General features: G+C 49.0%; 1 protein-coding gene. It reads left to right on the top strand.

The annotated features are described in order from the left end of the window. Nucleotides 1-1,704, top strand: a 1,704-nt coding sequence (locus N9R04_RS11235) for a YPDG domain-containing protein (RefSeq protein ID WP_262856868.1), incomplete at both ends; no start/stop codon positions are given.

Below are 1,704 nucleotides of genomic sequence, written 5' to 3'. Positions count from 1 at the left end.
AAACAGATGCAGGTCAACATGACCCAGGTTATGAAGATCAATCGACAAAACCAGGTACACCAGTGGAAGTACCACAAACGAAAGACGGCAATCTACCACCAGGTACATCGTTTGAGGGACCAAAAGATGTGCCACCAGGTTGGACAGTAGACGTTGATCCAAATACTGGTAAAGTCACTGTGACGCCACCGGCGAACGCAACACCGGATACGAAAGTAAATATCCCAGTTGTCGTTCACTATCCAGATGGTTCAACAGATACACCAACAGTAACAGTCACTGTTGTGCCGAAGGATCCAAGTGAAACAGATGCAGGTCAACACGACCCTGGATACGAGGACCAAGGAACAAAACCAGGTGTACCAGTAGAAGTGCCACAAACGAAAGATGGCAATCTACCGCCGAATACAACATTCGAAGGCCCTAAAGATGTACCACCAGGCTGGACAGTGGATGTTGATCCAAATACAGGTAAGGTAACGGTGACGCCACCGGCGAACGCAACACCGGATACGAAAGTAAATATTCCAGTTGTCGTTCACTATCCAGATGGTTCAACAGATACACCGACAGTAACAGTGACTGTCGTGCCGAAAGATCCAAGTGAAACAGATGCAGGTCAACATGACCCAGGCTATGACGAAAATAGTACGAAACCAGGCGTACCAGTGGAAGTGCCACAAACGAAAGATGGCAATCTACCACCAGGAACAACGTTCGAAGGCCCTAAAGATGTGCCACCAGGTTGGACAGTAGACGTTGATCCGAAGACAGGTAAAGTCACTGTGACGCCACCGGCGAACGCAACACCGGATACGAAAGTAAATATCCCAGTTGTCGTTCACTATCCAGATGGTTCAACAGATACACCGACAGTAACAGTCACTGTCGTGCCGAAAGATCCAAGTGAAACGGATGCAGGTCAACACGATCCTGGATACGAGGATCAAGGAACAAAACCAGGCACACCGGTAGAAGTGCCACAAACGAAAGACGGCAATCTACCACCAGGTACAACGTTTGAAGGCCCTAAAGATGTGCCACCAGGCTGGACAGTAGACGTTGATCCAAACACAGGTAAAGTCACTGTGACGCCACCGGCGAACGCAACACCGGATACGAAAGTAAATATTCCAGTTGTCGTTCACTATCCAGACGGTTCAACAGATACGCCAACAGTAACAGTCACTGTCGTGCCGAAAGATCCAAGTGAAACGGATGCAGGTCAACACGATCCTGGATACGAGGATCAAGGAACAAAACCAGGCACACCGGTAGAAGTGCCACAAACAAAAGACGGCAATCTACCACCAGGTACAACGTTTGAAGGACCGAAAGACGTGCCACCAGGCTGGACAGTAGATGTTGATCCAAACACAGGTAAAGTCACTGTGACGCCACCGGCGGACGCAACACCGGATACGAAGGTCAATATTCCAGTTGTCGTTCATTATCCAGACGGTTCAACAGATACACCGACAGTAACAGTCACTGTCGTGCCGAAAGATCCAAGTGAAACGGATGCAGGTCAACACGACCCAGGCTATGACGAAAACAGTACGAAACCAGGTGTACCAGTAGAAGTGCCACAAACGAAAGACGGCAATCTACCGCCGAATACAACATTTGAAGGCCCTAAAGATGTGCCACCAGGCTGGACAGTAGATGTTGATCCAAACACAGGTAAAGTCACTGTGACGCCAC

The sequence above is a fragment of the Staphylococcus marylandisciuri genome (assembly GCF_025519785.1).
In the GTDB taxonomy this organism is placed as follows: domain Bacteria; phylum Bacillota; class Bacilli; order Staphylococcales; family Staphylococcaceae; genus Staphylococcus; species Staphylococcus marylandisciuri.
Note: the sequence above shows the minus strand (reverse complement) of the source record. Positions and strands in the feature narration are given on the sequence as shown.